The 26519-nt window shown below is 60.6% G+C and carries 22 protein-coding genes and 2 pseudogenes; 14 read left to right on the top strand and 10 right to left on the bottom strand.

Annotated elements, in window-relative coordinates:
• Positions 1 to 68: 68 nt before the first annotated feature.
• Positions 69 to 1145 carry a DUF748 domain-containing protein gene (locus tag HX811_RS13495; protein ID WP_008437961.1) on the bottom strand — a complete coding sequence of 359 codons (1077 nt, stop codon included), beginning with the start codon at positions 1143 to 1145 and terminating at the stop codon, positions 69 to 71.
• 123 nt (positions 1146 to 1268) lie between these two features.
• Here HX811_RS13495 and cysK point away from each other — a divergent pair, with 123 nt between their 5' ends.
• The 3 genes from cysK to HX811_RS13480 all read left to right on the top strand — a co-directional run bounded on the left by cysK (position 1269) and on the right by HX811_RS13480 (position 4645).
• Positions 1269 to 2243: a cysteine synthase A gene (gene cysK, locus HX811_RS13490; RefSeq protein ID WP_008437962.1), complete on the top strand. Its 975-nt coding sequence runs from the start codon at positions 1269 to 1271 to the stop codon at positions 2241 to 2243.
• A gap of 186 nt (positions 2244 to 2429) precedes the next feature.
• Positions 2430 to 3368 carry an aspartyl/asparaginyl beta-hydroxylase domain-containing protein gene (locus HX811_RS13485; RefSeq protein WP_177046199.1) on the top strand — a complete coding sequence of 313 codons (939 nt, stop codon included), beginning with the start codon at positions 2430 to 2432 and terminating at the stop codon, positions 3366 to 3368.
• A gap of 416 nt (positions 3369 to 3784) precedes the next feature.
• Positions 3785 to 4645 carry a DMT family transporter gene (locus HX811_RS13480; RefSeq protein ID WP_177046198.1) on the top strand — a complete coding sequence of 287 codons (861 nt, stop codon included), beginning with the start codon at positions 3785 to 3787 and terminating at the stop codon, positions 4643 to 4645.
• A 31-nt stretch (positions 4646 to 4676) separates the two neighbouring features.
• On the opposite strand, the gene HX811_RS13475 is transcribed toward HX811_RS13480, so the two are convergent.
• Both HX811_RS13475 and HX811_RS13470 read right to left on the bottom strand, forming a co-directional pair.
• Positions 4677 to 5573 carry a DMT family transporter gene (locus HX811_RS13475; RefSeq protein WP_003210695.1) on the bottom strand — a complete coding sequence of 299 codons (897 nt, stop codon included), beginning with the start codon at positions 5571 to 5573 and terminating at the stop codon, positions 4677 to 4679.
• Positions 5574 to 5645: 72 nt separating this feature from the next.
• On the bottom strand, positions 5646 to 7256 hold the full coding sequence (locus HX811_RS13470) for a methyl-accepting chemotaxis protein (protein WP_371132428.1): 1611 nt from the start codon (positions 7254 to 7256) through the stop codon (positions 5646 to 5648).
• Positions 7257 to 7682: 426 nt separating this feature from the next.
• Between HX811_RS13470 and aceK the strand changes: the two genes are divergently transcribed.
• From aceK to HX811_RS13440, 6 genes are all read left to right on the top strand, one after another.
• Positions 7683 to 9404 carry a bifunctional isocitrate dehydrogenase kinase/phosphatase gene (gene aceK, locus HX811_RS13465; RefSeq protein WP_008437985.1) on the top strand — a complete coding sequence of 574 codons (1722 nt, stop codon included), beginning with the start codon at positions 7683 to 7685 and terminating at the stop codon, positions 9402 to 9404.
• Positions 9405 to 9474: 70 nt separating this feature from the next.
• A complete protein-coding gene (gene hrpA / locus HX811_RS13460) occupies positions 9475 to 13386 on the top strand; it encodes an ATP-dependent RNA helicase HrpA (protein ID WP_177046195.1) in 3912 nt (1303 codons plus the stop codon).
• Positions 13387 to 13650: 264 nt separating this feature from the next.
• Positions 13651 to 14772, top strand: a complete 1122-nt coding sequence (locus tag HX811_RS13455) for a beta-ketoacyl-ACP synthase III (protein ID WP_003210699.1) — start codon at positions 13651 to 13653, stop codon at positions 14770 to 14772.
• 25 nt (positions 14773 to 14797) lie between these two features.
• Complete coding sequence (locus HX811_RS13450; RefSeq protein WP_003210700.1) at positions 14798 to 15412, top strand: RNA polymerase sigma factor; 615 nt, start codon at positions 14798 to 14800, stop codon at positions 15410 to 15412.
• Positions 15406 to 15639: an anti-sigma factor gene (locus tag HX811_RS13445; RefSeq protein ID WP_003210701.1), complete on the top strand. Its 234-nt coding sequence runs from the start codon at positions 15406 to 15408 to the stop codon at positions 15637 to 15639. Before HX811_RS13450 ends, HX811_RS13445 begins: the two co-directional genes overlap by 7 nt.
• A 339-nt stretch (positions 15640 to 15978) precedes the next feature.
• Positions 15979 to 17313, top strand: coding sequence for an OprO/OprP family phosphate-selective porin (locus HX811_RS13440; RefSeq protein WP_003210703.1), 1335 nt, complete (start codon positions 15979 to 15981; stop codon positions 17311 to 17313).
• 34 nt (positions 17314 to 17347) lie between these two features.
• Here the strand turns inward: HX811_RS13440 and HX811_RS32000 are convergent, their stop codons facing one another.
• The gene (locus HX811_RS32000) at positions 17348 to 17503 is read right to left on the bottom strand and encodes a hypothetical protein (protein WP_157222855.1); all 156 of its coding nucleotides are present in this window, start codon (positions 17501 to 17503) and stop codon (positions 17348 to 17350) included.
• A gap of 39 nt (positions 17504 to 17542) precedes the next feature.
• Between HX811_RS32000 and HX811_RS13430 the strand changes: the two genes are divergently transcribed.
• Positions 17543 to 18667, top strand: coding sequence for a GNAT family N-acetyltransferase (locus tag HX811_RS13430; protein WP_003210704.1), 1125 nt, complete (start codon positions 17543 to 17545; stop codon positions 18665 to 18667).
• An 11-nt stretch (positions 18668 to 18678) separates the two neighbouring features.
• Here the strand turns inward: HX811_RS13430 and aqpZ are convergent, their stop codons facing one another.
• The 5 genes from aqpZ to HX811_RS13405 form a co-directional block, all read right to left on the bottom strand.
• Complete coding sequence (gene aqpZ, locus HX811_RS13425) at positions 18679 to 19377, bottom strand: aquaporin Z (protein WP_008437990.1); 699 nt, start codon at positions 19375 to 19377, stop codon at positions 18679 to 18681.
• Between the two features lie 179 nt (positions 19378 to 19556).
• Complete coding sequence (locus HX811_RS13420) at positions 19557 to 21389, bottom strand: ABC transporter ATP-binding protein (protein ID WP_177046193.1); 1833 nt, start codon at positions 21387 to 21389, stop codon at positions 19557 to 19559.
• An 83-nt stretch (positions 21390 to 21472) separates the two neighbouring features.
• Positions 21473 to 22036 carry a peptidylprolyl isomerase A gene (locus HX811_RS13415; RefSeq protein ID WP_003210708.1) on the bottom strand — a complete coding sequence of 188 codons (564 nt, stop codon included), beginning with the start codon at positions 22034 to 22036 and terminating at the stop codon, positions 21473 to 21475.
• 3 nt (positions 22037 to 22039) lie between these two features.
• The gene (locus HX811_RS13410) at positions 22040 to 22843 is read right to left on the bottom strand and encodes an alpha/beta fold hydrolase (protein WP_102605388.1); all 804 of its coding nucleotides are present in this window, start codon (positions 22841 to 22843) and stop codon (positions 22040 to 22042) included.
• A 13-nt stretch (positions 22844 to 22856) separates the two neighbouring features.
• Positions 22857 to 23780 (bottom strand): LysR family transcriptional regulator, encoded by a 924-nt coding sequence (locus HX811_RS13405; RefSeq protein ID WP_003210710.1) that lies wholly within the window; start codon positions 23778 to 23780, stop codon positions 22857 to 22859.
• 49 nt (positions 23781 to 23829) lie between these two features.
• Here HX811_RS13405 and HX811_RS13400 point away from each other — a divergent pair, with 49 nt between their 5' ends.
• The 3 genes from HX811_RS13400 (at position 23830) to HX811_RS13390 (ending at position 25980) form a co-directional block, all read left to right on the top strand.
• Positions 23830 to 24144 carry a 3-phosphoglycerate kinase gene (locus tag HX811_RS13400; RefSeq protein WP_177046191.1) on the top strand — a complete coding sequence of 105 codons (315 nt, stop codon included), beginning with the start codon at positions 23830 to 23832 and terminating at the stop codon, positions 24142 to 24144.
• A gap of 151 nt (positions 24145 to 24295) precedes the next feature.
• Positions 24296 to 24895, top strand: coding sequence for an FMN-dependent NADH-azoreductase (locus tag HX811_RS13395; RefSeq protein ID WP_003210712.1), 600 nt, complete (start codon positions 24296 to 24298; stop codon positions 24893 to 24895).
• 203 nt (positions 24896 to 25098) lie between these two features.
• Entirely contained in the window at positions 25099 to 25980 is an 882-nt protein-coding gene (locus tag HX811_RS13390; protein WP_177008946.1) for a carboxylate/amino acid/amine transporter, read from the top strand.
• On the opposite strand, the pseudogene HX811_RS13385 reads toward HX811_RS13390, so the two are convergent.
• Positions 25925 to 26323: pseudogene (locus HX811_RS13385) on the bottom strand (substrate binding domain-containing protein); the annotation flags it as partial. The gene HX811_RS13390 and the pseudogene HX811_RS13385 sit on opposite strands and share 56 nt — an antisense overlap.
• Here HX811_RS13385 and HX811_RS13380 point away from each other — a divergent pair.
• Positions 26311 to 26475: pseudogene (locus tag HX811_RS13380) on the top strand (hydrolase); the annotation flags it as partial. The pseudogenes HX811_RS13385 and HX811_RS13380 overlap by 13 nt on opposite strands.
• Positions 26476 to 26519: the final 44 nt, after the last annotated feature.

The following is a 26519-nucleotide window of genomic DNA, read 5'->3' as shown; positions in this document are numbered from 1 at the left end:
CGCGCAGCCCCGGCGACTGTGAACGCAGACGGGCTATTCAGTCTCTGAATGGGCAGTCACGTTGAAGATCAATCTGTCGAGGGCTTGGGTTGTTCATAGCGGGCGTTGAAGGCCTGGACAAAACCATTGCGCAAAATCTGCAAAAACGCCTGGAACGCGCTGATATCTTGCTGGTGCACGTTGCCGCTCAGCTCCACGCGGGTGGCGAACTGGTTTTTCTGCTGGTTCTTCAGCACGGTTTCGCTGACGCCAACCACCGCCTCCCAGATCGACCGAAAGATGCCCTTGTCCTTGTTCTCGACATCCTGCTGCCAGTTGAACACTTCGACATTGCGCAGCAAAGGCTTGATGTAGCCGGTCAACTGGCCTTTTTCGGCCTGGGCTTCAACCACCAGGTCGCCGTTGCCGGCATTGAAGTCGAACTTGCCGTAGGCCGAGGCGAAGTCATTCATGCGCTTGAGTTCGATATCCCGGGCCCGGAAGCGGAATTCGAAGTTTTCGAAATTGCTCAAGGGGTCGAACGTGGCGGTGGCTTCCAGCGGTGCCTGGCCCAGGAACAGCGCCTTGCCGTCGAAGCGCGCGTCGCGCTGGCCTTTGACATCCACCACGTTGGTCAGGTTGTAGAAGCTGGCGTTGACCTGGGTCGCGTACATATTGACCGGCGGTTTCGAACTGAAGTTATGGAACGCGATCTTGCCGTCGTTGATGCGTACCTCATTGAGGGTGATCGGCAACAGTTTGCTCAGTTGGGCCCGCCAGTCGGTGCCCTGACCGGTCTGGGACGCCTGCTTGTTGGTGCCGCCGTCGACGAAGTTCAGCTCCGGCTTGATGAACTGTGCCTCGGCCACCACTGCGTGGTCGTACCACAGCGAATGCCAGCTCACTGACAGGTCGATCACCGGCGCCTTGACGAACGGTACCGGCACCTTGCCGTCGACCTTGACGATCTGCAGGCCGTTGATCCGATAGGCGCCGCGCCACAGTGCGAGGTCGACATCGGTGACCTGGCCGCGGTAATCGCCCATGTCGGCGAGTTTGTCATTCAGGTAATTGCGCACCAGATAGGGCAGGGCGATATCCAGGACGACCAGCAGTACCACGACCCCGACGAGGGTCCAGAGCGGCCAACTGTAGCGACGTTTCATAGGAAAATTCTCCATCCGTGTAGGCGATTGACTGCTGGCGCCGCCGGACGTTCGCTTGACTGGACGCCTTGCAACACGAGGCATACCCTTGGGGCCTTCCTGAAATTGCCTTAAGGACCCGTCATGAGCCGCATTTTTGCAGACAACGCGCACTCCATCGGTAACACGCCCCTGGTTCAGATCAACCGTATCGCGCCGCGTGGCGTGACTATCCTGGCCAAGATCGAAGGGCGTAACCCGGGGTATTCGGTGAAGTGCCGGATTGGCGCAAACATGATCTGGGATGCCGAAGGCAGCGGCAAACTCAAGCCGGGCATGACTATTGTCGAGCCGACTTCCGGCAACACCGGGATCGGCCTGGCATTTGTTGCTGCCGCCCGTGGTTACAAGCTGTTGCTGACCATGCCCGCCTCCATGAGTATCGAGCGCCGCAAGGTGCTCAAGGCCCTCGGCGCCGAACTGGTGTTGACCGAGCCGGCCAAGGGCATGAAGGGCGCGATTGAAAAAGCCGGCGAAATCCTTGCCAGCGACCCGGCCAGGTACTTTATGCCGGCCCAGTTCGAAAACCCGGCCAACCCGGCGATCCACGAGAAAACCACCGGTCCGGAAATCTGGAATGACACTGATGGCGCGGTGGACGTGCTGGTAGCGGGCGTGGGCACTGGCGGCACCATCACCGGGGTGTCGCGCTATATCAAGAACATCCAGGGCAAGCCGATCCTGTCGGTGGCGGTGGAGCCGATCAGTTCGCCGGTGATTACCCAGGCGCTGGCCGGTGAAGAGATCAAGCCCAGCCCCCACAAGATCCAGGGTATCGGCGCCGGTTTTGTGCCGAAGAACCTCGACCTGTCGATGGTCGACCGGGTCGAACTGGTCAGCGACGAAGAATCCAAGGCCATGGCGTTGCGCCTGATGCAGGAGGAGGGGATTCTGTGTGGTATCTCCTGCGGCGCGGCGATGGCCGTGGCGGTGCGCCTGGCGCAGAAGCCGGAAATGCAGGGCAAGACCATCGTCGTGGTGCTGCCGGACTCCGGTGAACGCTACCTGTCGAGCATGCTGTTCGCCGATTTGTTCACCGATCAGGAAAACCAGGCTTGATTCAAATCAGCGCGATGGTGTGGCCCTTATGCATAATTGGCCCGTTATCGCGCACCGCTAGATGCTGATTGTTGGAGTGCGCGGGTTTTTCCCGAGGCCCGGAGTGTTTATCATGGCCGGCTGCTACGTCTGGTTTCCCCTTAACGGGAGGCTAATGGCCAGACGCCTATTTCCAGGAGTTGCTGCATGACCTTTTCTTTGGCCGCCAAACTGTCGGTGTTGCTGCTGTTTATCGGCAGCACGCTGTATGTGCATTTGCGTGGCAAGGCCCGTTTGCCGATGTTGCGTCAGTTCGTCAACCATTCAGCGCTGTTCGCCCCGTACAACGCCTTGATGTACATCTTCTCCGCCGTGCCGTCCAAGCCGTACCTGGACCGCAGCAAGTTCCCGGAGCTGGACGTGCTCAAGGACAACTGGGAAGTGATTCGCGAAGAGGCCATGCACCTGTTCGACGAGGGCTACATCCGCGCCGCGGAGAAGAACAACGACGCCGGTTTCGGCTCGTTCTTCAAGAAGGGCTGGAAGCGTTTCTACCTCAAGTGGTACGACAAACCGTTGCCGTCGGCTGAACTGCTGTGCCCGAGAACCGTGGCCCTGGTCAGCAGCATTCCCAACGTCAAGGGCGCGATGTTCGCCCTGTTGCCGGGTGGCAGCCACCTCAACCCGCATCGCGACCCGTTTGCCGGTTCCCTGCGTTATCACCTGGGGCTGTCCACGCCGAACTCCGACGACTGCCGTATTTTCGTCGACGGCCAGGTGTACGCCTGGCGCGACGGTGAAGATGTAATGTTCGACGAGACCTACGTGCACTGGGTGAAGAACGAAACCGAGCACACCCGGGTGATCCTGTTCTGCGACATCGAACGCCCGCTGAGCAACCGCCTGATGACCCGCATCAACCGTTGGGTCAGCGCGCAACTGGGGCGCGCCACCGCACCGCAGAACCTGGATGACGAACGCGTTGGCGGGATCAACCAGGCGTATGCCTGGAGCAAGCGCTTCAGCGACAGCTTCAGTGGCGTGGTCAAGCAGTGGAAGCGCAAGCATCCGAAGGCTTATCGCATCCTGCGGCCAGTGCTGGCGGTGGTGGTGCTGACGGCGCTGGGGTATTGGTTGTTTGGTTAAGACTTTTGCAGGCACGAAAAAACCGCTCCGATGAGCGGTTTTTTTATGCGCTGGATTTGTGCGGGCGAAGTTATTGCAAAGCATGTCCCCAGCTGGTTATAGTCGGCCGCAGGTGTTTCCAGACACCTTGTTCATCCCTTCATAAAAGATCAGCACATGCCAGCTTCCCTGCGCATAGCGGTAGTCGATTCAGCGGTCAACGCTGCGGTCGTGCCGTGCGGGAGCCAGCAGCCTGCGCAGATCAGTCACTACCCCCCACCTGTCAGTAGCACGCCGGTGTACGCAGTCGTATCACCGCCGGGTGTTGGCATTTCGGGCTGATCAGCTGATGGCTGTTCCCCTGTGCCCGCCTGAAAAAACCTACTGAATTTCAGCTGTTGCTGAGTTGGCTTTTTGCCTGATCACAGGTGGTATCCATGTCTGTTCTTTCGAAACAATCCGTGGCCGCGGCGGCCTCGACGAGCCTGTTTGTCTTGCTGTGGAGCAGCGGGGCGATTTTCTCCAAATGGGGCCTGGCCCACGCTTCACCCTTTGCGTTTCTGCTGATCCGTTTCGCCATCGCCCTGGCGGGGTTGGTGATACTGGTACCGATCCTCAAGCTGAAGTTGCCGCGTCCCGGCAGGCCGATGCTTTACGCGGCGGCTACCGGGCTGGTGCTGTTGGGGGCCTACCAGATTTTCTATCTGCTGGCCCTGGACCTCAAAGTCACGCCCGGCATGATGGCAACCATCATGGGCGTGCAGCCGATCCTGACCGTGGTGTTGATGGAGCGCCGGCGCTCCTGGAGCCGGATGTTCGGCCTCGCGCTGGGATTGGCGGGGTTGATCATGGTGGTGTACCAGGGCATCGGGATGTCCGGCATGTCCCTGGCAGGCATGCTTTTTGGCCTGTTGGCCCTGGCCAGCATGACCTTTGGTTCGATCATGCAGAAGCGCATCACCGATAACCCGTTGGGCACGCTGCCTGTGCAATACCTGGCCGGCTTGCTGTTGTGCTCGGTGTTTGTGCCGTTCCAGCCGTTCCACTTTGAACACAAGACCGGCTTTTTCGTGCCGGTGCTGTGGATGGGGCTGGTGGTGTCATTGCTGGCGACGCTGTTGCTGTACCGGCTGATTGCCCGGGGCAACCTGGTGAATGTCACCAGCTTGTTCTACCTGGTGCCCGCGGTGACGGCGGTGATGGACTACCTGATCTTCGGCAACAAGCTGGCAATGTTGAGCTTGCTGGGGATGGGCTTGATCATCGTCGGATTGGCTTTTGTGTTCCGTAAGAGCTGATAAAACCAACGCTGTAGGAGCCAAAAAGCTCCTACAGCTTGCGGGCCAATTTCCCCGGCCGAAGCACCAGCCACAACGCCCCCGCAATCAATAACCCGCCATACAGATGCGCCATGGACAACGGCTCATCCAGCAGCAACGCGCCCCACAACACCCCGAATGGCGGAATCATGAAGGTCACGGTCATCGACTTCACCGGGCCGATGGACGTCAGCAAGCGGAAGTACAGGATGTAGGCAAACGCCGTGCATACCAGCCCCAACCCCAGCAGCGACAACCACACAGGCCAGCCACCCCAGCTGACCGGTGGATGGCTGATGGCACTCCAGGCAAACAGTGGCAACAGGAACAGCGTGGCCCCGAGCATGCTGCCCAGGGCCGCCAGGCGACTGTCCAGCCCGCCCTGTTGATCGAGCCAGCGGCGTGCCAAAAAGCCGGCAAAGCCATAGCAGGTGGTCGCCAACAGGCATGCCAGCGCACCCATCAGCAATTCCATGTCGAAGGCCACCGGCCCGGCGCGGGTCAGGATGCCAACGCCGAACAGGCCCAGGCATACCCCGGCGATTTTCGACGGCGTGAGGCGCTCACTGAAAAACAACCCGCCAATCAGCACGCCCATCAGTGGCGTCGTGGCATTGAAGATCGCCGAGTAACCGGCCGGCAGCACTTGGGCCGCCACTGAATACATGGTTGCGGGAATGCCCGAGTTGATCACCCCGAGCAACAGGACCGTCTTGAACTTGCCCTGGAAATCCCAACTCACCCGCATCATGGCGAGGATCACCAGCAGGCCGGTGGCGGCAATCGACACCCGGAAAAACGCGGTAGGAAGGGTGCCGATTTCCGGCGCGATAATTCGCATGAACAAAAAACTCGCGCCCCAGATAGCGGCCAGCACCAACAGGTGCAGGGTGTCGACAGGTCTCACGGAGGAACTCCAGTTTGATAAGGGCGGAAGTGTTGCCCACCGACCTGTCTGACACAATCGCTAATACATGTTTTACAGCACGAAACGCGTCACCAAGCCATTGAGGTCCACCGCCAGCCGCGACAGTTCCTGGCTGGCCGCCGAGGTCTGGGTGGCACCGGCGGCGGTTTGCGTCGACAGGTCCCGGATGTTCACCAGGCTGCGGTCCACCTCACGGGCCACCAACGCTTGCTGCTCGGCGGCGCTGGCGATCACCAGGTTGCGCTGGCTGATCTGTGAGATTGCCGCCGTGATTTTCTCCAGTGCACTGCCGGCGCTGTTGGCCCGCTGCAAGGTCTGGCCGGCGTGTTCGGCGCTGCTGTTCAGGGCGCCGACGGTGTCCTGGGTACCTTGCTGGATACCGTTGATCATCTGCTCGATTTCTTCGGTGGAGTCCTGGGTGCGTTGTGCCAGGGAGCGCACTTCGTCAGCCACCACGGCAAAACCACGACCGGCCTCGCCCGCGCGTGCCGCCTCAATCGCTGCGTTGAGTGCCAGCAGGTTGGTTTGCCCGGCAATCCCGCGAATCACTTCAAGCACCTTGCTGATGTCCTGGGCCTGCGCCGCCAGGCCCTCGGCCTTGGTCGAGGCACCGAGGACTTCGTCCACCAGGTTCTGGATCGAGCTGATGGTTTCGCTGATCTGGTAGTGACCGTGCTTGCTGTCTTCGTCGGAGGCCTTGGAGGCTTCGGCGCTGGAAACCGCATTGCCCGCCACTTCATCGACTGCCGCGCTCATCTGCGTCACGGCGGTGGCAGCCTGTTCGATCTCGTCGTTCTGCGCTTGCAGGCCGCGGGTGCTCTGCTCCATTACCGAACTCATCTCTTCCGCCGCCGAGGCCAACTGCTGCGACGATTCGCTGATGCCACGGATGGTTTCCTGCAGGTTGGCCTGCATGGTGGCCAGCGCGGTGAGCAGTTGCGCCGGCTCATCCTTGCCCTCTACGACGATCGGCCGGCTCAGGTCGCCGGAGGCGATGGTGCGGGCCACTGTCAGTGCCTGGCCAATGGGCGCGGTGATGCTGCGGGTCAGCAGCCAGGCCAGCAACAAAGTGGCCAGCAGGGCGGTGATGATGATCAGGCCTACGATCCATTGGGCGCTGTAGTACATCTGCGCCGCCGATTCAGCGGCGGCCTGGACGCCTTTCTGGTTGAAGGTGATCAGGTCTTCCAGGCTCTTGTTGAGCACCAGGCCCTGGGGCGCGAGGCGGCTGTTGAGCAGGTCCATGGCCTGCTGCTGTTGATCCTGGTCCACCAGCTGAATCATCTGGCCCATGATGCTCATGTACGTCGATACGGTACTTTTCAGCTGGTTGAGCATCTCGGCGTCCTGCTCGTTGACCACCAGTGTTTCGTATTGCTTGAAGCTTTCCTGCAGGTCTGCCTGTTCCTTGCTGATCAGGCTCTTGCTGTTGTCGCGCACCCTGGATTCGTCGGTGGTCAACAGGCGCAGTGCTTCCAGGCGGATGCTGGCGATAAAGGCCGCGCTGTCGTGGACCGTCTCGATGCTCGGCATCCAGGAATCCTCAATCACGGTGGCGCTTTCCCGCAGCTTGGCCATTTGCCCCAAGCCAAACAGACCCACCACTATCAGCAAGCCGGCCAGTACCGCAAAGCTCAGACTGGCGCGCAGGCCGATCCCCATATTCCTCAATGACATCTCAATGCTCCTTTGGCGGTTAGAACCTGTTCCCGGATCGGTCTTCTGACCTTGTTAGGTGGGAGAGGGCGCGCTATATAGCAAAGTGCCACTAGCTAGGGTAGTCAGGGTTTCCCTTACGTTGGATCCAATGGTCGAGAAGCCACCAGTACCGGAGCAGTAGAGCAAAGACTCTTATTTACCCCGGCTCGCACAGGCAGGCCACGTCACACAAGGCCTGTAGATGAAACGTTTAATGCGGGGTGGGTGACGCGCGGGTTTTTTGTTGACCAGTTAGTCGAATTAAATAAAGAGTAAATAAATGTACGAAATGAACAATCTTGTACAAGTCTGAATGAAAAATGATCCTTCTCCTGTTCCCGCACACTGGCTAAGCTCAGCTCACTCCAAATGCCCGCAGAGGTTTCCCGAATGCCGCAGCCAACGCCCGCCCTCGACATTGCGCAGATGATCCTCGACGGCTTCGACGACTACCGCGAGCACTTCCGCCAGATCACCGACGGCGCCCGGGAGCGCTTTGAAAAGGCGCAGTGGCAGCAAGGGCAGGCGGCATCGGCTGCGCGCATCAATCTTTACGAAGAGAAGGTCAGCGAAGTCACGGCGCGGCTGCGGGCGGCTTTCGATGAAGCCGTGTTGCTCGACATTGCCGCCTGGCCGCTGGTGAAAAGTGCCTACATCAGCCTGATCGACCTGCGGTTTGACGATGAGCTGTCCGAGACCTGGTACAACTCGACGTTTTGCGGCCTGTTCAGCCATGACCTGATCAGCGATGGCTGCATGTTCATCCATACCACCCGGCCCAGCCTGCGCCGCGCCCGGGCGGCGCAAACCCGCACCTACAAGCCGGGCGGCAAGCTGGCGGGCATGCTGGAGCAGATTTTCGCCGACTACAGTTTCAGCGAACCCTACGCCGACTTGCCCGCCGACCTGCGCCGCCTGGAGGCGCAATTGCGCGAAAACCTGCCGGACTGGGTCTGCAAAGACCCGGACCTCAACGTCGAACTGTTTTCCTCGGTGCTGTACCGCAACAAAGGCGCGTACCTCGTAGGGCGCATCTACACCCGCGACGAACAGTGGCCGCTGGTGATCCCGCTGCTGCACCGCGAAGGGCGCGGCATCCAGATCGACGCGCTGATCACCGACGAGGCCGATGTGTCGATCATCTTCTCGTTCACCCGCTCCTATTTCATGGTGGACGTGCCGGTGCCGGCGGAGTTTATCGGCTTCCTCAAGCGCATCCTGCCGGGCAAGCACATCGCCGAGTTGTACACCTCCATCGGCTTCTACAAACACGGCAAATCCGAATTCTACCGGGCGCTGATCAACCACCTTGCCACCACCGATGACCAGTTCATCATGGCGCCGGGCGTGCGCGGCATGGTCATGAGCGTGTTTACCCTGCCGGGCTTCAACACCGTGTTCAAGATCATCAAGGACCGGTTTTCACCGTCGAAAAACGTCAACCGCGCCACCGTGATCGAGAAGTACCGGTTGGTGAAAAGTGTCGACCGGGTAGGGCGCATGGCCGACACCCAGGAGTTCGCCGACTTCCGTTTTCCGTTGAGCAAATTCGAGCCTGAATGCCTGGCCGAACTGCTGGAAGTCGCCGCCGGTACCGTCGAAGTCGAAGGCGATACGGTACTGATCCGCCACTGCTGGACCGAGCGGCGCATGACCCCGCTCAACCTCTACCTGGAAAACGCCAACGAAGCCCAGGTGCGCGAAGCCCTGGAAGACTACGGCCTGGCGATCAAGCAACTGGCGGCGGCGAATATTTTCCCGGGCGACATGCTGCTGAAGAATTTTGGCGTCACCCGCCACGGTCGCGTGGTGTTCTACGACTATGACGAAATCTGTTTCCTGACCGAGGCCAACTTCCGCCACATTCCGGCGCCGCGTACCCCGGAAGATGAAATGGCCTCCGAGCCCTGGTATTCCATCGGTCCGCTGGACGTGTTTCCCGAGGAGTTTCCGCCATTCCTGTTTGCTGATTCCGCCCAGCGCCGCCTGTTCGACGAACTGCACGGCGAGCTGTACAACGCCGACTACTGGAAAGGCCTGCAAGAGGCGATTCGCGCCGGCAAGGTAATCGATGTGTTTCCTTACCGGCGCAAGGGCCTGGACAATGAATGAGGGGAGCGCGCGGCGGCGCTTTTCTGCGACAATCCGCCCCCTGCCTACATAGACGACCTTTGCGTACCTGATGACTGACCAAGCGCCCGCTATCGACCAACTGCTGAAAAACCTCGATCACGCCATGCTCGCCGACCGCCACCGCCTGCGGCGGCAGCTGCTTGAGCTGCGCAAGAAACCCGATGAGGAAAAACTTGCGCAGTGGGTGACGCGGATGCAGGCCTCCTGCGCCCAGGTGACAGCGCGGCGCGCCAGCCTGCCGGTGATTCGCTATGACGACAGCCTGCCGATCGCCGCCAAGCGTGACGAGATCAAGGAAGCGTTGCTCAAGCATCAGGTGCTGATCATTGCCGGTGAGACCGGTTCGGGTAAAACCACCCAGTTGCCGAAAATCTGCCTGGAAATCGGCCGCGGCCAATACGGCCTGATCGGCCACACCCAGCCGCGGCGGATTGCGGCGCGTAGCGTAGCGAGCCGGGTCGCGGAAGAGTTGGCGACGCCGCTGGGTTCCCTGGTGGGTTATCAGGTGCGGTTTGAAGACCAGAGTGATTCCAACACCCTGATCAAGCTGATGACCGACGGTATCCTGCTGGCCGAAACCCAGAACGACCGCTACCTCGAACGCTACGACACGATCATCGTCGACGAAGCCCACGAACGCAGCCTGAACATCGACTTCCTGCTGGGTTATCTGAAAACCCTGCTGCCGCGTCGCCCGGACCTCAAGGTCATCATCACCTCGGCCACCATCGACCTGGAGCGCTTTTCCAAGCACTTCGACGATGCGCCGATTGTCGAGGTGTCGGGCCGCACCTTCCCGGTGGAGACCTGGTACCGCCCGCTGACCCTGGAGCAGGACGAGGAGGGCAACCGCGTCGAGGACGACCTGACCGTCGACCAGGCGATTCTCGCCACCCTCGATGAGATCGCCGCCTTCGAGCGCAGCGAGCGCAAGAGCCCCGGCGATGTGCTGGTGTTCCTGCCCGGCGAGCGCGAGATTCGCGATGCCGCCGACATGCTGCGCAAGGCCCAGCTCAAGCACACTGAAATCCTGCCGCTGTATGCGCGCCTGTCGCCGGCGGAGCAGCAGCGGATTTTCCAGTCGCACCCGGGCCGGCGTGTGGTGCTGGCGACCAACGTCGCGGAAACCTCGCTGACCGTGCCAGGCATTCGTTATGTGATCGACAGCGGCACCGCGCGCATCAGCCGCTACAGCTACCGGGCCAAGGTGCAGCGACTGCCGATCGAGGCGATTTCCCAGGCCAGTGCCAACCAGCGTAAAGGCCGGTGCGGGCGGGTCGAACCCGGTATCTGCGTGCGCTTGTACAGCGAAGAGGATTTTATCGGGCGCCCGGAATTTACCGATCCCGAGATTCTTCGCACAAACCTCGCGGCCGTAATCCTGCAGATGCTGCACCTGCGCCTGGGCGAGATCACCGATTTCCCGTTTATCGAGCCGCCGGACGGCAAGGCCATCAGCGACGGTTTCAACCTGCTGCAAGAGTTGTCCGCCGTTGACCGCAACAGCCAGCTGACACCGATGGGCCGCCAGTTGGCGCGTCTGCCGGTGGACCCACGCATGGGCCGCATGTTGCTGGAGGCAGCCAAGCTTGGCAGCCTGCAGGAAGTGCTGATCGTCGCCAGCGCCATGTCGATCCAGGACCCGCGCGAGCGTCCGCCGGAGCGCCAGCAAGCCGCCGACCAGGCTCACGCACAATGGAAGGACGCGGATTCGGACTTCGCCGGGTTGGTGAACCTGTGGCGTGGTTTTGAAGAGCAGCGCCAGGAATTGACCGCCAGCCCGCTGCGCAATTGGTGCCGCAAGAATTTCCTGAACTATCTGCGCCTGCGGGAATGGCGTGACTCCCACCGCCAATTGAGCCTGATCTGTCGCGACATGCAGTTGACCGTCAACAAAGAACCGGCGGACTTCCCCAAACTGCACAAGGCGGTGCTGTCCGGCCTGCTCAGCCAGATTGGCCAGAAGACCGAAGAGGGCGATTACCTCGGCGCGCGTCAGCGGCGTTTCTGGATTCACCCGTCGTCGGGTATTGGCAAGAAGCGTCCGCAATGGCTGATGACCGCCGAGCTGGTGGAAACCTCCAAGCTGTACGCGCGGATGGTGGCCAAGATCGACGCCGACTGGATCGAGCCGTTGGCCGGGCACCTGATCAAGAAAAACCACTTCGAACCCCATTGGGAAAAGAAGCGCGGCCAAGTGGTGGCGTTTGAGCAGATCACCCTGTTCGGGTTGATCATCGTCGGGCGCCGGCCGGTGCATTACGGGCCGATTGATCCGGTGACGTCTCGCGAGCTGTTTATCCGCGAAGGCCTGGTGCGCGGCGAGATCCAGTCCCGGGCCCGCTGCCTGACGGCCAACCAGCAATTGCTGGAGCAGCTTGACGAACTGGAAGCCAAGGCCCGCCGGCGCGATATCCTGGCGGACGAAGAAACCCTGTACGCCTTCTACGACGCGCGCCTGCCCGCCGAGATCCACCAGACTGCGACCTTCGACAGTTGGTACAAGGTCAACAGCCAGAAAGACCCGCAACTGTTGATCATGCGCGAAGAAGACGTACTGGCCCGCGAGGCCAGCGAAGTCACCGCTGCCCATTACCCCGACACCTTGCACCTGGGCGACCTGGCGCTGGCCTTGAGTTATCACTTCGAACCCAACCATCCACGGGACGGTGTGACCCTGCGCGTACCGGCGCCGTTGTTGCCGGCCTTGCCGCCCGAACGCCTGGAATGGCTGGTGCCGGGTGTGATCGAGGCCAAGTGCATTGCCCTGGTGCGCAACCTGCCCAAGGCCCTGCGCAAGAACTTCGTGCCGGTGCCGGATTTCGTCAAGGCGGCGTTGCAACGTATCGAGTTCGGCCAGGGCTCGTTGCCTCAGGCCTTGGGGCGCGAGCTGCTGCGCATGACCGGGGCACGGGTCAGCGATGAAGCCTGGGCCGAGGCTGCGCAGCAGGTGGAAAGCCACCTGAAGATGAACCTGGAAGTGGTCGACGGCCAGGGCAAGTTCCTCGGTGAAGGCCGCGACCTGGCCGAGTTGACCGCGCGTTTCGCCGAGGCCAGCCAAGCTGCGTTGGCGGTGCCGCAGACTGCGAAGAGCCAGCAGCCGGTGGAGGCCAAGGTGTTCGCGGCGGTGGCCGAGAAAACCCAGCAAAACATCGCCGGGCTGTCGATGACGGTGTATCCGGCCTTGGTCGAAGAAAACGGCACGGTCAAGGAAGGGCGTTTCTCTACCGCTGCCGAGGCTGAGTTCCAGCACCGTCGAGCCTTGCAGCGCCTGCTGCTGCAACAACTGGCCGAGCCGGCAAAGTTCCTGCGGGGCAAATTGCCGGGCCTGACCGAGTTGGGGTTGATGTACCGCGAACTGGGGCGTATCGAAGCCCTGGTGGAAGACATTCTGTTGGCCAGCCTCGACAGTTGCGTGCTGGAAGGCGAAGCCAGCCTGCCGCGGGACGGCGCCGGCCTGGCCGCCCTGGCCGAGCGCAAGCGTGGCAGTTGGACCGAGCACGCCGAGCGCCAGGCGCGCCTGACCCTCGAAATTTTGAAACTGTGGCATGGCCTGCAAAAACGCTTCAAGGGCAAGATTGACCTGGCCCAGGCGGTGGCGCTGAATGATATCAAGCAGCAACTGAGCAATCTGGTGTACCCCGGTTTCGTACGGGAAACCCCGGCGCAATGGTTTAAGGAACTGCCGCGCTTCCTCAAGGCCATCGAGCTGCGCCTGGAGAAATTGCCAAGCCAAGTGCAGAAGGACCGGGTCTGGAGTACCGAGTTGGGCGGCTTGTGGAGCCAGTATCAGAACCGCCTGAACAAACACGCCCAGGAAGGCAAGCGCGACCCTCAGCTGGAGCTGTATCGCTGGTGGCTGGAGGAATACCGGGTTTCGCTGTTTGCCCAGCAGTTGGGCACCAAGGTACCGATTTCCGACAAGCGCCTGAGCAAGCAATGGAGCCTGGTCGAAGCGTGACCGACGTGCGGCAAGCAACTGTGGCGAGCGAGCTTGCTCGCTCGCCACAGGGAAGGTGTTTGCGCGGGATAGGCGCCAAGTGTCCGATGTTGTGGCAAACTTCGCGGTTATAAATGCCGGGATCGTCGAGTTGGGCTGGTGCAGCCGTGGCGCGATGGAATAAAGCGTTACCAGTTTGAAGGCCGCTGGGCGGCATAAAACTACTTACGGTTTGGTACGACGGTACCAATACCCTTCTGCCTGAACAGATTTAGAGGAACGACCGTGCATAACGTCGTCATCAGCGGCACAGGCCTGTACACCCCGGCCAACAGCATCTCCAACGAAGAGCTGGTGCAGTCTTTCAATGCTTACGTGCAACAGTTCAACCTGGATAACGCCGCCGCCATTGAACGCGGTGACGTGGAGGCCCTGACCGAATCCAGCGCCGCCTTTATCGAGAAGGCCTCGGGCATCAAGAGCCGCTTTGTCATGGACAAGGCCGGCATTCTCGACCCGCAGCGCATGGCGCCACGCCTGCCCGAGCGCTCCAACGACGAATGGTCGATCCTCTGCCAGATGGCCGTCAGTGCTGCCGAGCAAGCCTTGCAGCGCGCCGGCAAGACCGCCGCCGATATCGACGGTGTGATCGTCGCCTGTTCCAACCTGCAGCGGGCGTACCCGGCGATTGCCATCGAAGTCCAGGAAGCGCTGGGTATCCAGGGTTTTGGCTTTGACATGAACGTGGCGTGTTCCTCGGCGACCTTCGGTATCCAGAACGCCGCCAACAGCATCCAGCTGGGCCAGGCGCGGGCGATCCTGATGGTCAACCCGGAGATCTGCACCGGCCACCTGAATTTCCGCGACCGCGACAGCCATTTCATCTTTGGCGATGCGGCCACCGCCGTGATCCTGGAGCGGGCCGACCTGGCCACTTCCGAGCATCAGTTCGACGTGGTGAGCACCAAGCTGCTGACCAAGTTCTCTAACAACATCCGCAATAACTTCGGTTTCCTCAACCGCGCGGCGGAAGAGGGGATTGGTGCCCCGGACAAGCTGTTCGTGCAGGAAGGCCGCAAAGTCTTCCGTGATGTCTGCCCGATGGTCGCCGAGTTGATCGGCAAGCACCTGTCGGAAAACCAGCTGAATGTTGGCGATGTGAAGCGTTTCTGGCTGCACCAGGCCAACCTCAGCATGAATCACCTGATCGTCAAGAAACTGCTGGGCCGCGAGGCTTCTGTGGAAGAGGCGCCGGTGATCCTCGATACTTACGCCAACACCAGTTCGGCGGGTTCGGTGATTGCGTTCCACACCTACCAGGACGACTTGCCCAAGGGCGCTGTGGCTGTGCTTAGCTCGTTTGGCGCAGGGTATTCGATTGGTAGCGTGATCCTGCGCAAACGCTGATCATGTTTTGAAATCGAGGTCTTGAATGGCAGCAGCGGACGACGCGCACCTGCTTGAACGATTGCTCAAGGGTGAGCAGCGGGCCTACAAGGAGTTGGTCACCACTTACCAGAGCGCCATGCGCGCCGTGGCCTATGCCATCGTTGGCCAGCGCCATGCCGACGAGGTGGTGCAGGACGCCTGGCTGTCGGTGGTGCGTAACCTGGCGAAGTTCGAGGGGCGTTCCAGCCTCAAGACCTGGCTGCTGACCATCACTGCCAACTCGGCAAAGGGCCGCTACAAGCAAAACCGCCGGGAAGTACTGCTCGATGACTTGCCGGCGCCCCATGGCACCATCGGTGATGATCGCTTTGTGCCCGAAGATGGCCACTGGGCCGTCGCGCCGTTTGCCTGGCACCAGGACACGCCCGAAGCCCTGCTCACTGAAGACGAATTGCGTAAATGCCTGGAGCACACACTGGCCAGTCTTTCCGAGCTGCAAAGCAGCGTACTGCTGCTGCGTGAGCGCCAGGGGCTGGAGTTGGAGGAGATTTGTAATCTTCTGACGCTATCGCTCTCCAATGTTCGTGTGCTGTTGCATCGAGCACGGCTTAAAGTCTTCGCCACGGTGGAGCATTTTGAGGAAACCGGCGAATGTTGACCTGTAAGGAACAAGTGGCACGTTCCAGTGACTATCTCGATGGGCAACTGACCTTTCGCGAGCGCCTGCTGGTGCGCCATCACCTGATGTTCTGCCCCAACTGCCGGCGCTTTATCCGGCAGATGCGCTTGATGCAGGCGACGCTGAAGATCCTGCCCGAGCCGCCTATCGCCGATGTTGATGCGTTGGCCGAACGCCTGGCCGCCGAGCGCTCCCGCGACCAATAATATCCATCACTTTTCACACTGAAACGAAGCCCGCATCGATAAAAGATGCGGGCTTTTTTTTGCTCAAAAAACAACCAAGATGAAAAATATTTCATTTTTATCGGGTGTTTTTACATTTTGTATCATCTGCCATTTTCACCAGTTTCCGGGGCTGGAGCCTTGATTTCCGTAGGCTCTGGCTTATTTCGAATGGCTATTAAAAAGTTCCCGAGTAACAAAATCTTTATGTTCCGGCAACCCAGCTGAAATATCCCCTCGCCAAGATCGCCCCCCAACACCAGCGGCTCTAAACCGCGTGTTTTACCAATGCACAAGACCATCAATTAGGGGAATTCTTCGATGATCCGCAAGCACTTCGCCGGTTTCGCGGCCAGCGCCTTGGCCCTGGCCGTTACCGCCCAGGCTTTCGCCGGTACTGTCACTACTGACGGTGCCGATATCGTTGTCAAAACCAAGGGCGGCCTTGAGGTTGCAACCACCGACCAGAATTTCAGCTTCAAGCTGGGTGGTCGTTTGCAGGCCGATTACGGCACGTTTGATGGCTTTTACACCAAGAATGGCAACTCGGCTGACGCCACATACTTCCGACGTGCCTACCTCGAATTGGGCGGCACGGTGTACAAGGACTGGAAATACCAGATCAACTACGACTTTTCCCACAACTCCGGCAATGCCGATGATGGCTACTTCGACGAAGCGTCCTTCTCGTACGTAGGCTTCAAGCCAGTGGTGATCCGCGCGGGTCGTTTCGACCAGGACTTCGGCCTGGAAAAAGCCACCAGTTCCAAGTGGGTGACCGCCATCGAGCGTAACCTCGGTTATGAAGTCGCCGACTGGATCAACTCCCACGAGAACGGCATGGGCCTGCAGGTCAGCGCCGTGGTGGCTGACATGGCCTACCTGTCCTCCAGCGTGTCGTCCAAGGACATCAACGACAAGGACGGCAAAGGCGTGAAGCAGTTCAACGGCCGTGCCGTGTTTGCGCCGATGCACGACAGCGGCAACGTTTTGCACCTGGGTGTGGACGTGGCGGTGCGTGACCTGAAGGACACCTCGTTCGACTCGCGGATCCGTCCTCGCCTGGACGCTCGTGGCGTTGCCACCAACGGCGGTAACGATGCCGGGGCCAACGGCAACCGTGCGACCTTCGGCGGCGGTGTAGGGCTGGACTCCGGCAACCTGACCGCGAACGACGCCTACGACACCGACACGGTGTTCGGCGGCGAATTTGCCTTCGCCCGCGGTCCGCTGTCCCTGCAGGCCGAATACCTGAACCGCAAGATGAAGGCCGACAGCAGCGCTTATCAGGATGTGAAGGCCACGGGTTTCTACGGCCAGGTGGCCTACACGCTGACCGGCGAGTCCCGGGTCTACAAACTCGACGGCGCCAAGTTCGACACCATCAAGCCGCAGAACAAGCAGTTCGGTGCGTGGGAAGTGTTCTACCGCTACGACAACATCAGCGTTGACGACAAAAACGTGGTGCGTAACAGCGCGACCCGTGAAGTGGGTGACGCCAAGGCAAGCCTGAACACCATCGGTGTCAACTGGTACGCCAACGAAGCGGTGAAGGTGTCTGCCAACTACCTCAAGGTCAGCACTGACAAGATCCAGAACGCCAATGGCGACGACAGCGGCGACGCCATCGTGGCCCGCGTGCAATACGTGTTCTAGGCAACCTGTAATACCGCTCCAAAGCGCTCTTTCCTCATCCGTCAAAGCGCTCCTCATTTGGTTTGCCCCGCCGTTTGGCGGGGCTTTTTTTTGCGCCGTGTCCTGTAGGCGCGAGCTTGCTCGCGAAGAACCCGAGATCACCGCGTTCTGTCAGAATGGTCGCGTTGTCGTTAACGATCATCGCGAGCACGCTCGCTCCTACACAAAGCCGTGACCGTCGGGGAATGGGATGCCGTTACAACGTTTGAATAACCTGTCCGAGATTGCGCCCGATGAATGGAACGCGTTGGTCCCCGTCGATCAGCCGTTTCTGCGCCATGCGTTCCTCAGTGCCCTGGAAGACAGCGCCAGCATCGGCCCGCACTCCGGCTGGCAGCCCGAGCATTTGCTGCACTATGAAGGTGGACGGCTGATTGCCGCGTTGCCCAGCTATCGCAAATGGCATTCCTATGGCGAGTACGTGTTCGACCACGGTTGGGCCGATGCCTGCGAGCGGGCGGGCATCGACTACTACCCGAAATTGCTGACGGCCGTGCCCTTCAGCCCGGTCAGCGGCCCGCGCCTGTTGGCCGCCAGCGCCGAGGACGGTTTCGAATTGCTTAAAAGCCTGCCCGGTTACCTGGAAATCGAAGGCCTTTCCAGCGCCCATATCAACTTTACCGACGCCCTCGCAGACACCGCACTGGCCCGGCAGCCGGGTTGGCTGCAACGCCTGGGCTGCCAGTTTCATTGGCAAAACCGCGGCTACCGAGACTTCCAGGACTTTCTCGACGCCCTGAGTTCGCGCAAGCGCAAACAGATGCGCAAGGAGCGCGAGCAAGTGGCGGGGCAGGGCATCGAGTTCGAGTGGCTGCAAGGTCATGAGTTGAGCGAGGCGCAGTGGGATTTTGTCTACGCCTGTTACGCCAATACCTACGCCATACGCCGACAATCGCCGTACCTGACCCGGGCGTTTTTCAGTCTGCTGGCGGAGCGCATGCCCGAGGCGATTCGCGTGGTGCTGGCCAAGCAAGGCTCACGGCCGGTGGCCATGGCCTTCAGCCTGATCGGCGGCAACAGTTTTTATGGGCGTTACTGGGGCTGCCTGGCCGAGTTCGACCGGCTGCATTTCGAGACTTGCTTCTACCAAGGCATGGATTACGCGATTGCCCATGGCCTGCAGCGTTTCGACGCCGGCGCCCAGGGCGAGCACAAGTTGATTCGCGGGTTTGAGCCGGTGATCACGCACTCCTGGCATTACCTGCGACACCCGGGATTGAAGACCGCCGTGGCGGATTTCCTGGAGCGCGAAAGCGTGGGGATCCTGGCATATGCCGAGGAGGCGAGGGCAGCCCTGCCTTACCGGCAGGGCTGAACCCGTTTGGCTCAGGCGGTTTTTTCCGCGCCCAGCCATCGATAGGTAATGCCGCCGACCACTGCACCGAGGATCGGCGCCAGCCAGAACATCCACAACTGCTGCAGCGCCCAACCGCCGACGATCAGCGCCGGGCCGGTGCTGCGGGCCGGATTGACCGAGGTGTTGGTGACCGGGATCGAGATCAGGTGGATCAGCGTCAGCGCCAGGCCAATGGCAATGGGCGCGAAGCCCGTCGGCACACGACGGTCGGTGGCGCCGAGGATGATCAACACGAACATCGCCGTCATCACCAGCTCGCACACAAACCCCGCTGCCATCGAATAACCACCAGGCGAATGCTCGCCGTAGCCGTTGCTGGCCAGGCCCGAAGCCAGTTCGAACCCCGGCTTGCCGCTGGCTATGAAGTACAACAATGCAGCCGCAACGACGCCGCCGATTACCTGGGACACGATGTACGCCGGTAACTCCCTGGCCGGAAATCTTCCGCCCACTACCAGCCCCACCGACACTGCAGGGTTCAGGTGACAACCGCTGATGTGCCCGATGGCAAATGCCATGGTCAGCACCGTGAGCCCGAACGCCAGGGCCACACCGAGCACACCGATCCCGACCGGGGACGATGCGGCCAGTACCGCACTGCCGCAGCCACCCAACACCAGCCAAAACGTACCCAGTCCTTCCGTAACGGAACGTTTGAACAGTGACATGAACACATCCTTAATAGATTGCTCTATCTGATTAACGGGTCTGTGATGCATCCCTGCTGCCTTAAATCAGGGCCCTCCTGGGGCCTGATTGGAGTACAGCAGGATTGTGTCGCAAGACCAGCGGGATAGAGAAAACTGTCAGAATTGTTCGGAATTGAGGTCGCGGTTAACCAACGGAATCAGTCTATTCCGACGAAGCCACCGGTCTGGTGTTGCCACAATCGCGCATACAAACCGCCGTGTGCGAGCAATTCGGCATGGCTGCCGGTCTCGGCGATCTGGCCTTTTTCCAGCACCACCAGCCTGTCCATTCTGGCAATGGTGGAAAGCCGGTGGGCGATGGCGATTACCGTCTTGCCCTGCATCAGGGTTTCCAGGCTTTCCTGGATCGCCGCTTCCACTTCCGAATCCAGCGCGGAGGTGGCTTCGTCCATGATCAGGATCGGCGCATCCTTGAGCAGCACTCGCGCGATGGCGATGCGCTGGCGTTGCCCGCCGGAGAGTTTCACCCCGCGTTCGCCGACGTGGGCGTCGAGGCCGGTGCGGCCCTCGGCGTCCGACAGCAATGGGATGAACTCGTCGGCGCGGGCCTTGTGCACGGCGGCCCAAAGCTCTTCGTCGGTGGCGTCCGGCTTGCCATACAGCAAGTTGTCGCGGATCGAACGGTGCAGCAGCGAGGTGTCCTGGGTGATCATGCCGATCTGTTCGCGCAAGGTTTCCTGGGCGACGTCGGCGATGTTCTGGCCGTCGATCAGGATACGGCCGCCTTGCAGGTCGTACAGGCGCAACAGCAGGTTGACCAGGGTGGATTTGCCCGCGCCGGACGGACCGATCAGGCCGATCTTTTCACCCGGTTTAATCGCCAGGTTCAAGCCGCTGATGATCCCGCTCTTCTTGCCGTAGTGGAAATCCACCTGATCGAACCGCACCTCGCCATGGGGCACTTCCAGGCGCGGGGCATTTTCCCGGTCGGTCACTGCCAGCGGCTGGGCGATGGTTTTCAGGCCGTCCTGGACCATGCCGATGTTTTCGAAAATGCCGTTGACCACCCACATGATCCAGCCGGACATGTTGACGATACGAATCACCAGGCCGGTGGCCAGGGCGATGGCGCCCACCGAAATCAGCGATTGGGTCCACAGCCACAGGGCAAGGCCGGTGGTGGTGACAATCAGCAGGCCGTTCATGGTGGTAATCACGATGTCCATGCTGGTCACGACGCGGCTGGCCAACTGGGTTTTCTCGGTCTGCTCGACGATGGCTTCCCTGGCGTAGTTCTGCTCGAAATTGGTATGAGCGAACAGCTTCAAGGTGGTGATGTTGGTGTAGCCGTCGACGATCCGCCCCATCAGTTTTGAGCGTGCCTCGGAGGAGATGACCGAGCGCTTCTTGACCCGTGGCACGAAGTACCGCAGGGCCAGGCTGTAGGCGACGATCCAGGTGATCAGCGGGATCATCAGGCGCCAGTCGGCTTCGGCGAACAGCACCAGGGCGCTGATGGCGTAGATCGCCACGTGCCAGATCGCGTCCACGGCGGCCACTGCGGAGTCGCGCAGGGAGTTGCCGGTTTGCATGATGCGCTGGGCAATGCGCCCGGCGAAATCGTTCTGGAAGAAGTTCAGGCTCTGTTTGAGCACATAGCTGTGGTTTTGCCAGCGGATCAGGCTGGTCATGCCGGGGCTGATGGTCTGGTGCACCAGCAGGTCATGCAGGGCGCCGAAGATCGGGCGCAACAGCAGGGCGACCACGGCCATCCAGATCAGCTCGGTGGCGTGGATCTGGAAGAAGTTGGCGGGCGGCGTGCCCTGGGCCAGGTCGATGATGCGGCTCAGGTAGCTGAACAGCGCCACTTCGATCAGCGCGCCGATCAGGCCCACCACCAGCAAGGCGGCAAAGCTTGGCCATACCTGGCGCAGGTAATAGACGTAGAAGGGCAGGACTTTGTCTGGAGGGGCCGCGCTGGGAGGTTCGCGGAAGATGTCGATCAGTTGTTCAAAACGACGATAGAGCATTAGGTCTGACGCCCGCGCGGCGGGCTCTCCTGTTCAAATGCGCGCGACGCCTTGCGGGCCCCGCGCGAAACTCCCTGTAGCCTTCAGTCGATGCGCTTGGCCGACTTGATCAGGACAGGATCGATTGGCACGTTCTGCATGCCCTGTTTGGTGGTGGTCTGCGAGTTGACGATGATGTCGACCACGTCCATGCCCTTGACCACTTTGGCGAACACCGCGTAACCGGCATCACGGCCCGGGTCGAGGAAGGCATTGTCCGCAACGTTGATGAAGAATTGGCTGGTGGCGGAGTTCGGGTCGTTGGTACGCGCCATCGACAGGGTGCCGCGCACGTTATGCAGGCCGTTGCTGGCTTCGTTCTTGATCGGTGCTTCGGTCGGCTTTTGCGACATTTGCTGGGTAAAACCACCGCCCTGCACCATGAAGCCCGGGATTACCCGGTGAAAAATGGTGTTGGTGTAGAAGCCCTTGTCGACATAGGCCAGGAAGTTCTTGGTACTGATCGGGGCTTTGACCGGGTCCAGTTCGATCTCGATGTCGCCATTGGTGGTGGTGATCAATACGTGGGGTGCCTTGGCGGGTTCGGCCGCCATCAGGTTGGCAGCGAACAGTACGGAACCGGCAAAGAAGGCGATTTTTTTCAGCATGGGTCAGTGATCCTGGGTTGTGGTTTCGACTGTCTTGAGAAAATCGAGCAGGGTGTTGTTGAAGCGTTCGGGTTGGTCCAGCGGCGTGGCATGGCGGGAATCCTCGATCACCACCAGCCGCGCATCGGGCAGCAGTTTTACATAGATTTCTTTCTGCGCCACGGGGGTGTAGTCGTGGTCGGCGCTGATGACCAGGGTTGGACAGGATATTTTCGAAAGTTGTTCCTGTACGCCCCAGCCAACAATCGCATCGAAGCTGGCGAGGTAAGCACGTTTGTCGTTTTTTGCCCAGCGTTCGGCCATCTTGCGCCGCAGTTCGGCTTGTTCGGGCTTGGGAAACAGCAGGCTGCCCAGGGCCTTGCCGATAGTGTTCAGGCTGAGGACGCGCGCCAGGCTCCAGCGCTTGGCCCACTGCCAATAGTCGCTGGCGCTGCGAACCTTGACCTGGGGCGCACTGTTGACGATGCACAGGCTCTTGAGCATTTGCGGCTCATCCACTGCCAGTTGAAAGGCGATCATGCCGCCCATGGACAGGCCGACCACGTGGGCCGGCGGCAAATGCAGGTGTTCGATCAAGGCCACCAGGTCGGCGGTGAAGCCGGCGATGCTGTAGCGCTCACGGGGTTTGTCGGAGCGGCCGTGACCGCGCACATCCACCACCACCAGGCGATAGTGTTGGGACAGCACGGGCACTTGCAGTTCCCAGTCCAGGCAACTGGAGCCCAGGCCGTGGATCAGGATCAGCGGCGCGCCGTGGCCATATTCCTCGTAATGCAGGGTGCAACCTTCATGTTCGAAATAGGCCACGTGAACTCCTTGTTCAGGCTTGCTGCGGTGCGGCGAATGGCGCGTCCAGTGGTGCAGTGTCGAAGGTGCGCAGCAACTCGACGAGAATCTGCGTGGCCGGGCCCAGGGGTTTGTCCTTGTTCGAGTAAAGATAGAAGGTCGGGTTGCGGCTGCCACCCCGTTCCAGGGGCAGTAGCTTGAGCAGGCCTTCCTTGAGTTCGCGTTCGATCAGGTGTCGCGGCAGCCAGGCGAAGCCCAGGCCGCTGCTGACGAAGGTGGCGGCGGTGGGCAGGCTGCCAACGGTCCAGCGCTGCTCGGCGCCGAGCCAGCCGACGTCCCGTGGCTGCTGGCGGCCGGAGTCGCGGATCACCACCTGCATGTGGCTTTCCAGATCCTGGAAGCTCAGTTCGCGGTGCAATTGATGCAGCGGATGTTCGGGGTGGGCCACGGCGACAAATTCGACGTCGCTCATTTCCGTACCGAGGTAACCGGGAATGATGAACCCGCTGATGGCGAGGTCGGCCATGCCGTCCATCAACAGCTCTTCGACGCCGGACAACACCTCTTCGCGCAAACGCACCCGGCAGCCACGGCTTTGCGGCATAAAGGCAGTGAGGGCGCGCACCAGGCGGGCGTTGGGGTAAGCGGCATCGACCACCAGCCGCACCTCGGCTTCCCAGCCTTGTTCCATATGGTGGGCCAGGTCTTCCAGTTGGCTGGCGTTTTTCACCAGTTGCCGGGAGCGGCGCAGCAGCACTTCACCGGCTTCGGTGAGCACGGCCTTGCGCCCGTCAATGCGCAGCAGCGGCACGCCGAGCTGATCCTGCATGCGGGCCACGGTGTAGCTCACCGAGGATTGCGAGCGGTGCAGCGCTTCGGCCGCCTGGGCGAAGCCGCCATGGTCGACCACGGCTTGCAAGGTGCGCCATTGATCAAGGGTAACGCGGGGCGCTTTCAAGATGAGCTCCTCTTGTCCTAAGCTGGCGGTCCTTATTGGAGACTGCCGAATGAGAAAATTCTGTTGTGTGCTGCTGGCGTTGCTGCCGTTGAGTGCGTTTGCATTCAGTACCGATGTGACGAAAGACATTCAGGGCGTGAAGATCGATTACAGCGCGTCAGACGTCGACAGCACTATCAGTTCGATCCAACTCACCAACTACGGCCCCAATGACGCGGAGTGCAAGGTACGCTTTACCAATGGTCCGGAAGCCCCGCGTACCCGCAAGGTCACGGTCGCGGCAGGGAAAACCACCAACACCACGGTCAATTTCAGCCGTGCCATTATCAAGATGCGTATCCAGCTGACCTGCGCACCGAAATAAGGCAAAAGCGGAGGATGCCCACAGCAATACTCCGCTTATAAACAAATTTCTAGATGGGTTATAGCAGTTTTTTACGCTTTTTAATCGAACGGGCTCTGTCTAACCTTCACTCCATCGCCTTACAGCATTCACCGATGGAGCTTACATAATCATGGCCCGTGTTCTGATCATCGAAAGCAGTGCCCGTCAGCAGGACTCAATCTCCCGCCAGCTGACCCAACAATTCATCAGCCAATGGAAAGTCGCCCACCCGGCTGATCAGATCACCGTACGAGACCTCGCCATCAACCCGGTTCCGCACCTGGATGCCAATCTGTTGGGCGGCTGGATGAAACCTGCCGAGCAGCGCAGCACGGTTGAGCAGGCCTCCCTGGACCGCTCCAACGAACTGACCGATGAGCTGCTGGCCGCCGATGTATTGGTCATGGCCGCGCCGATGTACAACTTCGCGATTCCCAGCACCCTCAAAGCCTGGCTCGACCATGTGCTGCGTGCCGGTGTGACCTTCAAGTACACCGCCACCGGCCCCCAGGGCCTGTTGACCGACAAGCGTGCCTTTGTGCTGACCGCCCGCGGCGGCATCCACGCCGGTGGCAGCACCGACCACCAGGAACCGTACCTGCGTCAGGTCATGGGCTTTATCGGCATCCATGACGTCACGTTCATTCATGCCGAAGGGGTGAACCTGGGCGGTGATTTCCAGGAGAAGGGTTTGAACCAGGCCAAGGCGTTGTTGGCCCAAGTGGCGTGAGATGTTAATCGTCAGATAATCGCCCGCTGTTTAGATAGCTCCACGCAACCCTTCAAGTACGCGTATCGAACCTCCCTTTGCACTTTTTGCTCCTGAGTGCTCCCGCCCGACTGACGCTTTTAGCGAGGTCGGGTTTTTTTTGCCTTGAGTTTCGTAACGCGCGGAAAACCGCTAATGTCGCGCCCATTCAAAATGAGGCGAGCATGGGCTATCTACTTGTTGTGACGCTGATCCAGGCGTTTTCCTTCAGCTTGATCGGCGAATATCTGGCCGGTCACGTCGACAGTTATTTCGCGGTGCTGGTGCGTGTACTGTTGGCCGGGCTGGTGTTTATCCCGCTGACCCGCTGGCGCACGGTGGAGCCGGCGTTCATGCGCGGCATGCTGTTGATCGGCGCACTGCAGTTCGGCGTGACCTACGTGTGCCTGTACCTGAGCTTTCGCGTACTGACGGTGCCGGAGGTGTTGCTGTTCACCATCCTGACACCGTTGCACGTGACCCTGATCGAAGACGCCCTCAACCGCCGCTTCAACCCGTGGGCGCTGGTGGCCGCACTGGTGGCGGTGGCGGGGGCAGCGGTGATTCGCTTCGACCAGATCACCCCGAACTTCTTCATGGGCTTCCTGCTACTGCAACTGGCCAACTTCACCTACGCCGCCGGGCAGGTGCTTTATAAGCATCTGGTGGCCCGTCATCCAAGTGATCTGCCGCATTACCGGCGCTTTGGCTACTTCTATCTCGGCGCGTTGGCGGTGGCGTTGCCGGCGTTCCTGATGTTCGGCAAGGCCAACTTCCTGCCGGAAGCGCCGTTGCAATGGGGCGTGCTGGTATTCCTCGGGCTGGTCAGCACGGCACTGGGCATGTACTGGTGGAACAAGGGCGCGTGCATGGTCAACGGTGGCACATTGGCGGTGATGAACAACCTGCATGTGCCGGTGGGGTTGTTGCTGAACTTGCTGATCTGGAATCAGCATGAACCGTTGGGCAGGTTGCTGCTGGGCGGCTTGGTGATTCTCGGGGCGGTGTGGATCAGCCGGCTGGGCCTGCGGTCGTCGGTGCCAATTGCGTCAGCAAAAAATCAATGAATGCGCGGGTCTTTTGCGGCACGCGTCGCGCTGACGAATAAACCGCATTGATGGTGATTGCCGGCGCCTGCCATTCGCAGAGCACCGGCACCAGGCGCCCGGCGCTCAGGGCGTCTTCGACGATAAAGTCCGGCAACAGCGCGATGCCCATCCCGGCCTCTGCCGCCTGGGCCAGCAGGTCGCCGTTGTTGGCGTGCAGGGGGCCGGTGACGTTGACCCGCTGGGTTTCCTGGCCCTTGCTCAGTTGCAGGCTGACGCCGCTTTGCAGATACCCATAATTGAGGCATTGGTGGTGGCGCGGGTCTTGCGGGGTTTGCGGTGTGCCCGCGCGTGGCAGGTAGGCAATCGCTGTTGGAATACCAGCGTGACTGGGCTCACAAGGAAACCTATGACGCGGTGATGGGCCTGGTACAGGAGCACAGCAGCGCTTACGGCATGGGCGTGGATTACGCCTACACCATGGTGCACGGTGCGCCACAGCGTCAGGTCAAGTAAGGCCGAACGCAAAAAAACGGCACAACTCGGGTTGTGCCGTTTTT

This window comes from Pseudomonas sp. F8002 (genome assembly GCF_013385495.1).
Classification (GTDB): domain Bacteria; phylum Pseudomonadota; class Gammaproteobacteria; order Pseudomonadales; family Pseudomonadaceae; genus Aquipseudomonas.
The sequence above is the reverse complement of the archived record's forward strand: the minus strand, read 5'-3'. Positions and strand labels throughout refer to the sequence as shown.